We start from the raw sequence: 8,063 nt of genomic DNA, 5'->3' as shown, positions 1-8,063 counted from the left end.
TCGCCGGCGTGGTCAAGGAAATCAAGATCGCCACCGGCGACAAGGTTTCTACCGGCTCTCTGGTCATGGTCTTTGAAGTAGCAGGCGCCGCCCCCGTGGCTGCACCGGCTGCCGCAGCTCCGACCAAGGCCGAAGCACCCAAGGCTGCCGCTCCTCAAGCCGCCGCCGCGCCTGCCGCCAAGGCCGAGTTCGTCGAGAACAACGCCTACGTGCACGCGACCCCGGTTGTGCGTCGCCTGGCCCGTGAATTCGGTGTCGACCTGTCCAAGGTTGCCGCTACCGGTCCCAAGAGCCGCATCCTGAAAGAAGACGTCCAGACCTACGTCAAGGGCATCATCAAGCAGGTTGCCGGTCAACCCGCCGGTGTGGCCGTTGCCGGCAACGGCATGGAAGTACTGGCCTGGCCCAAGGTCGATTTCTCCAAGTTCGGTGAAATCGAAGAAGTGGCCCTGACCCGTATCCAGAAGATTTCCGGTCCCAACCTGCACCGCAACTGGGTGAAAATCCCGCACGTGACGCAGTTTGACGAAACCGACATCACGGATCTGGAAGACTTCCGCAAAACCGAGAACGCCATCGCCGACAAGCAGAAGCTGGGTTACAAGATTTCCCCGCTGATCTTCATCATGAAGGCCGCTGCCAAGGCGCTGGAAGCGTATCCCAAGTTCTGTTCTTCACTGTCACAAGACGGTCAGTCTCTGGTGATGAAGAAGTACATCCACATCGGTGTGGCGGTAGATACCCCCAACGGTCTGGTGGTTCCGGTCGTGCGCGACGTGAACAAGAAAGGCATTCGCGAACTGGCACTGGAACTGGGAGAAATCTCCAAGAAGGCCCGTAACGGCAAGCTGACTTCTGCCGACATGCAGGGCGGCTGCTTCACCATATCGTCTCTGGGCGGTATCGGTGGCACCCAGTTCACCCCGATCGTGAATGCGCCTGAAGTGGCCATTCTGGGTGTGTCCAAGTCCAGCATCAAGCCGGTGTGGAATGGTAAAGAGTTCGAGCCCCGTCTGATGCAGCCGCTGGCTCTGTCTTATGACCACCGTGTGATTGACGGCGCCGATGGTGCTCGTTTCATCACCATGATGAGTGGTGTGTTGAGCGACCTTCGTCGTTTAGCCCTTTAATGTGACAAGGCAGGCATTCGCCTGCCTTTTTACTTTCTTTTTAGTAACAGAACAGTAAACTTTGGCCCGTTTCACCTGTAGTGGTCATCTCGAGCCCGGGCTTTTCAGCGGCCCTTGCTCGACCATTGCTTGAACGGAGCTAAAAATCATAATAGAGGTCACCATGAGTCAAGAAGTCAAAGCTCAGGTTGTGGTATTGGGCGCGGGCCCTGCTGGCTATTCTGCCGCTTTCCGTGCTGCCGATCTGGGTCTGGAAACCGTAATCGTTGAGCGTTACTCAACTCTGGGCGGCGTTTGTCTGAACGTTGGCTGTATTCCTTCCAAAGCGTTGCTGCACATCGCCAAGGTCATCGAAGAATCCAAGGTGATGGCCAGCCATGGTGTGACGTTTGGCGAGCCCAACATCGATCTGGACCAGGTGCGCGCACATAAAGAAAAAGTGATCGGTCAGCTGACCCAGGGTCTGGGTGGCATGGCCAAGATGCGCAAGGTCAAGGTCGTGAACGGCTTTGCCAAGTTCACCGGTGCCAACACCATGGTCGTAGAAGGCGAGGGTGGCAACACCACCATCAACTTCGACAACGCCATCATCGCCGCCGGCTCTCGTCCGATCAAGCTGCCGTTCATCCCGCACGAAGATCCTCGTGTATGGGATTCTACCGACGCCCTCGAGCTGAAAGAAGTGCCCGAGAAGCTGCTGGTTATGGGTGGTGGTATCATCGGCCTGGAAATGGGTACCGTGTATTACTCTCTGGGCTCCAAGATTGACGTGGTCGAGATGTTCGACCAGGTGATCCCGGCTGCCGATAAAGATCTCATCAAGATCTATACCAAGCAGGTGAAAAACAAGTTCAACCTGATGCTGGAAACCAAGGTCACCAAAGTGGAAGCCAAAGACGACGGCATTCACGTGACCATGGAAGACAAGAAAGGCGAGAGCAAGACCTTCACCTATGACGCCGTGCTGGTGGCCATCGGCCGTAGCCCGAACGGCAAGTCTCTGGACGCAGAAAAAGCCGGTGTCAACGTGGACGAGCGTGGCTTCATCAACGTCGACAAACAGCTGCGTACCAACGTGCCGCACATCTATGCGATCGGCGACATCGTCGGTCAGCCGATGCTGGCCCACAAGGGTGTGCACGAAGGTCACGTAGCGGCCGAAGTTATCGCCGGCATGAAGCACTACTTCGACCCGAAGGTGATTCCGTCTATCGCCTATACCGAGCCAGAAGTTGCCTGGGTAGGTATTACCGAGAAAGAAGCGAAGGAAAAAGGCCTGAATGTTGAAGTGGCCAGCTTCCCCTGGGCGGCTTCCGGCCGTGCCATCGCCTCCGACTCTTCCTACGGCATGACCAAGCTGATTTTCGACAAGGAAACTCACCGCGTGCTGGGTGGTGCCACTATCGGTACCAACGCCGGCGAACTGCTGGGTGAAATCGGTCTGGCCATCGAAATGGGTGCCGACGCCGAAGATATCGCGCTGACCATTCACGCTCACCCGACTCTGCACGAGTCTGTGGGCATGGCAGCCGAAGTATTCGAAGGCACCATCACCGATATGCCAAACGCCAAGGCCAAGAAGAAGAAAAAGTAAACGTCTTCTTGCTGTCTGTAGTATTTGCGCCCGGCTTGTTAGCCGGGCGTTTTTATTTCAGGGAATGGGGACTTGGGATTAGGGACTAGCGGGTTACGCTGCCATTCCCCATTCCCCATTCCCCATTCCCCATTCCCCCGGCTCTCCCCATTTTCGGCCTGACGGCATACAATACGAACATAATTTTTCCTGTTGCTGCCGGATTGCCATGCGCCCTTATCTATTGCCCCTGCTGTTATTGCTAAGCAGCTTTTCGGCCCATTCCCAAGACACGGATCAGACCCGGGCCGAACGACCCAGAATCGCCCTGGTGCTCAGCGGCGGCGGTGCCAAGGGAGCCGCCCACATCGGGGTGATAAAAATGCTGGAGCAGCAGCGCATTCCGATAGATATCGTCACCGGCACCAGCATGGGTGCCTATGTGGCTGGCATGTATGCCCTGGGGCTGGATGCCACCGAGCTGGAGCAGCAACTGCTGCGACTTGACTGGAATCAGGGCTACCAGGACAAGGTGGGGCGAGACGAGCTGTCGCTCAGGCGCAAGCGCCAGAACGACGAATTCTTGCTGCGCACCGATATCGGCATCGATCAGAACTGGCAGCTGAATCTGCCCGGTGGTTTCTTTCAGGGGCAGGCCATGGGGGCGCTGCTGCGAAAGAGCACCCTCAACCTGCCGGGCCTGCACAGCTTCGACGACCTGCCGATACCTTTTCGCGCCGTGGCCACCGACATGGAAACCGTGACCCCGGTGGTACTGAAAGAAGGACACCTGGCGACGGCTATGCAGGCCTCAATGTCGGTACCCGGGGTGTTGCAACCGGTGGAAATCGACGAGCGTTTGCTGGCCGACGGGGGAGTGGTCAACAACATGCCGGTGGACGTGGCGCGGGAGCTGGGCGCCGACATCATTATCGCGGTGGATATCGGCGATGCCATGCTGTCCCGAAAACAACTGGACGGCGCCCTGGCCATGGTAAGCCAGCTCACCAACTACCTGACTCGCTCCAGCACCGAACGCCAGATTGCCCTGATGTCGGCGGATGACATTCTGATCACCCCGGCCATCGGGGGTATTGGTGTCGGCGATTTCGAGCTGATGCCCGAGGCCATTCTTCGGGGAGAGAAGGCAGCACTTGCCTTGCTGCCCCGCTTGCAGGGGCTGGTGCTGAGCGAAGAAGACTATTACGCCTATCAGTCCGACAAGCTCGACCGACGGGCGCAGTTGCAACGTTCCGACGCCGTCTACCTGGACCGGATCGAAGTAAAGAATCGCTCCAAACTCAGCGAGAAGGTGGTCCGCGATGTGTTGGGAGTGGTGCCGGGCCAGTTCCATCAAACGGAAGATCTGGAAGATGGCGTGCGCCGGCTCTACGCCCTGGATGCCTTCGAGCGGGTCAGCTATCGCATCGAAGAAGATGAGGGCGAGCAGGTACTGACGGTGCAGACCAGTGAAAAAGGCTGGGGTCCGGGCTTTGTCGATCTGAAGTTTGCGTTGGAAGACGACTTCTCGAATCGATCCAATTATGAAATCGGCGCTCAGTTCCGCCGCACCAATTTCAACATGCTGGGCGGAGAATGGCTGGTGGAGACCACCTTCGGCAGCAACAAGCAGCTGGCCACCGAAATATATACCCCGATTGTCACCGACTACGATGCGTTCTGGAAGTTGCGTGGTGAATATGAACAGCGCCGTCGCAGCTTTTTCTTCGATCCGAACGATCCTCAGTCCGAGCTGTTCCGGCCGCTGACCAACCTGGAATTCGATTATTCGACCTGGAGCCTGAACAGCGAGCTGGGCTACAACCTGCGTCCCTGGAGCGAGCTGGCGCTGGGGGTGCAGGGACTACTGGGAGACATAGAGACGCGCAATATCGATCGGCGGCTTAAAGTCGACTCGGTCGGCCCTTATCTGCGCTTCAATTACGATACCCTGGATAACGTCTTTTTCCCTACCCACGGTGAGGCAGTGGAATTACAGCTGGGTTATTATCGCAACGGTCTGGAGTTCGACGGCGGCAGAGAGAGCATTACGGGCCTGGATTACGAGCTGGAATGGCTCAGGCCCTATCAGCATGATCGCCATACCTTTATCGGCAAGCTGTCTTTCGGCGGCTCCAGTGCCGAACAGGACGTGCCGGTGTTTGCCCGAAGTCTGGGTGGGCTGTTCAATCTGTCCGGTTATCAGCGCGATCAGCTCAACGGGCGATACAGTGGCTTTGGCGGCCTGCTTTACCACTATCGCTGGTTCGATAACGACTTCGGCGCCTTCCGCTCGCCGGTCTATCTGGGCGGCTCACTCGAGCGGGGCGGGGTCTGGAATGCCGGCGCCGAGGTCAGCTGGGAGTCGGCGCTGACGGCGGGCAGTGTTTTCATCGGCGTAGACACCAACTGGGGCCCCTTGTATCTGGCTTATGGCCTGGGTGAGGGAGATAAAAGCAGTGTTTATCTGTATTTCGGTAACCTGTTCAGCTTCTGATGTTAATGGCTTGTTTGTAATTTGGATGCGTTTGAATATGTCGATAATTATTTTAAAAACATCGGCTTAGTCTCGTATTGAACCAAAGGGCAGAGGGGCTCGATTTTAATTTACGGTTAAAACTTATATACTGCTGCGGCATCCGCAAGGGACTAGCCCCCAGCAAGGACGCTCCCAACAAGGATATTTCCGCCCTAGGTGGCGAATGATAATAAGAGGATACAGTCGTGCTTGAAGCCTATCGTAAACACGTCGAAGAACGTGCCGCCGAGGGAGTGGTTGCCAAACCCCTCGACGCAGAGCAAGTTGCCGCCCTGGTTGAATTACTCAAGAATCCCCCCGCTGGCGAAGAATCCTTCCTTTATGAATTACTGTCTAACCGTATCCCCCCGGGTGTTGATGAAGCCGCTTATGTAAAAGCCGGTTTTCTGGCGGCCGTGGCCAAGGGTGAAGTGAGTTCACCGGTCGTGTCTGCCGAACAGGCCACACAACTGCTGGGCACCATGCAGGGCGGTTACAACATAGCGCCCCTGGTCGAGCTGCTGGACGTCGATGCCCTGGCACCGATCGCCGCCACGGCCCTGAGCCACACCCTGCTGATGTTCGACGCCTTCCACGACGTGGATGAAAAGGCCAAGGCCGGCAATGCCTTCGCCAAGCAGGTAATGCAGTCCTGGGCCGAGGCCGAATGGTTCCTGGAACGCGCGCCATTGGCCGACAAGTTCACCATGACAGTATTCAAGGTGCCGGGTGAAACCAACACCGATGACCTGTCTCCGGCTCAGGACGCCTGGTCCCGCCCTGACATCCCGCTGCATGCGCAGGCCATGCTGAAGAACGCCCGTCCCGGTATCGAGCCGGACGAAGAAGGCGTTATCGGTCCCATCAAGGCCATCGAAGCCCTGAAAGAAAAAGGCTTCCCGCTGGTATACGTGGGTGACGTGGTCGGTACCGGCTCCAGCCGCAAGTCCGCCACCAACTCGGTGCTGTGGCACATGGGTGACGATATTCCCTTCGTGCCCAACAAGCGCGCCGGCGGCATCTGTATCGGCAACAAGATTGCCCCCATCTTCTTCAACACCATGGAAGATGCCGGTGCCTTGCCCGTCGAGTGTGATGTCACCAAACTGAACACTGGCGATGTGATCGACATCTATCCCTATGAAGGCAAGATCTGTCGTCATGACAGCGACGAAGTGGTCAGCACCTTCAAGCTGAAGACCGACGTGCTGCTGGACGAAGTCCGCGCCGGCGGCCGTATTCCGCTGATCATCGGTCGCGGCCTGACCGACAAGGCCCGCGAAGCGCTGGGTCTGGATGCCTCCACCGTGTTCAAGCGTCCGGCTGCGGTAGTCGCCTCCAACAAGGGCTTTACCCTGGCCCAGAAGATGGTCGGCAAGGCCTGTGGCGTGAAAGGCGTGCGCCCCAACCAGTACTGCGAGCCCAAGATGACCACGGTTGGCTCTCAGGACACCACGGGCCCCATGACCCGGGACGAGCTGAAAGATCTGGCCTGTCTGGGCTTCTCTGCCGATCTGACCATGCAGTCGTTCTGCCATACCGCCGCCTATCCCAAGCCGATAGACGTGACCACCCACCACACGCTGCCGGACTTCATCATGAACCGGGGCGGCGTCTCGCTGCGCCCGGGCGACGGTGTTATCCACTCCTGGCTGAACCGTATGCTGCTGCCCGATACCGTGGGTACCGGCGGTGACTCCCACACCCGTTTCCCTATCGGTATTTCGTTCCCGGCGGGCTCCGGTCTGGTGGCCTTCGCCGCTGCCACCGGCGTTATGCCGCTGGATATGCCGGAATCGGTACTGGTGCGCTTCAAGGGCGAAATGCAGCCCGGTATCACACTGCGTGATCTGGTGCATGCCATCCCTTACTACGGCATCCAGAACGGTCTGCTGACCGTGGCCAAGGAAGGCAAGATCAACGAGTTCTCCGGCCGTGTCGTGGAAATCGAAGGTCTGCCCCAGCTGAAGGTCGAGCAGGCGTTCGAGCTGGCCGATGCTACTGCCGAGCGCTCCGCCGCCGGTTGTACCATCAAGCTGGACAAGGAGCCGGTTGCCGAATACCTCAACTCCAACATCGTGATGCTGAAGTGGATGATGGCCGAAGGTTACGGCGATCCGCGTACCCTGGAGCGTCGCATCAAGGGCATGGAAGAGTGGCTGGCCAACCCAGAACTGATGGAGGCGGATGCGGATGCCGAGTACGCCCATGTGCTGGAAATCGACATGAGCGAGATCAAGGAGCCCATTCTGTGTGCGCCCAACGATCCGGATGATGCCCGTCTGCTGTCCGAGGTGACCGGCGAGCAGATCGATGAAGTATTCATCGGTTCCTGTATGACCAACATCGGTCACTTCCGTGCCGCCGGCAAGCTGCTCGACAAGTACAAGGGCCAGCTGCCGACTCGTCTGTGGGTGGCACCGCCGACCAAGATGGATCGGGATCAGCTGACAGCCGAAGGCTATTACGGCATCTTCGGTCGGGTCGGTGCCCGTATCGAAATTCCGGGCTGCTCTCTGTGCATGGGTAACCAGGCGCGGGTAGGCGATAACACGACTGTGGTGTCCACCTCTACCCGTAACTTCCCCAACCGCCTGGGCAAGGGTGCCAACGTGTACCTGGCGTCCGCCGAGCTGGCTGCTGTTGCCGCCATCCACGGCAAGCTGCCCACGGTCGAGGAATATCAGGCCTACGCCAGGGAGCTGAACGCCACCGCGGCCGACACCTACCGTTACCTGAACTTCGACGAGCTGGACAGCTACGTGGAAAAAGCCGACACGGTGATTTTCCAGCAGGCCATCTAAAGCCGCTGAAGTAACAGCATGAACGTCAAAGCCAGCCC

General features: G+C 58.1%; 4 protein-coding genes. All 4 read left to right on the top strand.

The window, feature by feature from the left end:
* On the top strand, positions 1-1,130 hold a 1,130-nt coding region (aceF, locus tag UN63_RS13460; RefSeq protein WP_104487393.1), incomplete at its 5' end, for a dihydrolipoyllysine-residue acetyltransferase.
* Positions 1,131-1,293: 163 nt separating this feature from the next.
* Positions 1,294-2,724 (top strand): dihydrolipoyl dehydrogenase, encoded by a 1,431-nt coding sequence (lpdA, locus tag UN63_RS13455; RefSeq protein ID WP_104487390.1) that lies wholly within the window; start codon positions 1,294-1,296, stop codon positions 2,722-2,724.
* A 208-nt stretch (positions 2,725-2,932) separates the two neighbouring features.
* On the top strand, positions 2,933-5,200 hold the full coding sequence (locus UN63_RS13450; protein WP_104487388.1) for a patatin-like phospholipase family protein: 2,268 nt from the start codon (positions 2,933-2,935) through the stop codon (positions 5,198-5,200).
* Positions 5,201-5,427: 227 nt separating this feature from the next.
* Complete coding sequence (gene acnB, locus UN63_RS13445; protein ID WP_104487385.1) at positions 5,428-8,025, top strand: bifunctional aconitate hydratase 2/2-methylisocitrate dehydratase; 2,598 nt, start codon at positions 5,428-5,430, stop codon at positions 8,023-8,025.
* Positions 8,026-8,063 lie beyond the last annotated feature (38 nt).

This window comes from Oceanisphaera arctica (assembly GCF_002936955.1).
Lineage (GTDB): Bacteria > Pseudomonadota > Gammaproteobacteria > Enterobacterales > Aeromonadaceae > Oceanimonas > Oceanimonas arctica.
This window is presented reverse-complemented; position numbering and strand designations above follow the sequence as displayed.